Raw genomic sequence first — 913 nt, 5'->3', positions numbered from 1 at the left:
TCGATGTGAAAGCAGCTCAAGCGCAGTACAAATCGCGCAAGTCGGGTTATTACCCGCAAGTCGATTTGGTCATCGATGGTGGACAGAAAAAGAATGTGTCTGGGTTTAATGGCGAAGAAGAGGATGCGAGTGCCGTTGTCGAGTTGAATTGGAATTTATTCAACGGGACGCGCGATGTAAATGAAGCTAAAGCTTACTACTACAAAGTGGAAGAAGCGCAGATGATCTCGAACAATGCGCGCCGCCAAGTGATGGAGCGTATCGACTTGATCTGGGGTGGCTATTTGCGCGATCAGCGCAATATCGAAGTACTCCGAGAGTATGTTGTGTCAGCCAAACAGGCAGAAACACTTTATAACTCCCAGTTTCAGGTCAACCGTCGCTCATTGCTTGATTTGCTTGATAGCTCCAACGAATTGTTTGAAGCGCGTAAGTCTTACTTAGATACTGAATATAGCCTTTTAACAGACCAGTACAGACTGATGCATATTCAAGGATTTTTGTTAGAGAGTATGCGCATCAATATTGAGAAAACGATCAAAGAGGAGGTTGAGCGATGAAATGTTTAGTCGTGAGAACCTGTATGGAGTTTGCCGCGATCTTGTTTATTTTGGGGTGCTCAAGTACTCCTACTGAAGAGTCAAAAGAAGATCTTTTTGGTTCTGGGTTGGCCTCTGCTGAAACGAGTGATTGGCGCGGTTACGAGCATGATCGTTTAAACATCAAAGCCGGAAATTTGATTGATCATGATCGCGATGGTGTCATCCATGAGCGAGATGATTGTCCAGATACATTGCGAGGCGGAGTGGTCGACAACAAAGGTTGTGCGCAGTTGCTAAGCGATATTCAGCAAAGCTTTCTGCAAATCAATTTTGATACTGACTCGGCGAAAGTGAAGCCGGAATATATCGAA

General features: G+C 44.9%; 1 protein-coding gene and 1 pseudogene. Both read left to right on the top strand.

Features of this window, described 5'->3' with window-relative positions:
• Positions 1-560, top strand: a 560-nt coding sequence (locus A3762_RS15880) for a TolC family protein (protein ID WP_197469300.1), incomplete at its 5' end; no start/stop codon positions are given.
• A pseudogene (locus A3762_RS15875) lies at positions 557-913 on the top strand (hypothetical protein); the annotation flags it as partial. The gene A3762_RS15880 and the pseudogene A3762_RS15875, both read left to right, overlap by 4 nt.

Source organism: Oleiphilus sp. HI0125 (assembly GCF_001635355.1).
Note: the sequence above shows the minus strand (reverse complement) of the source record. Positions and strands in the feature narration are given on the sequence as shown.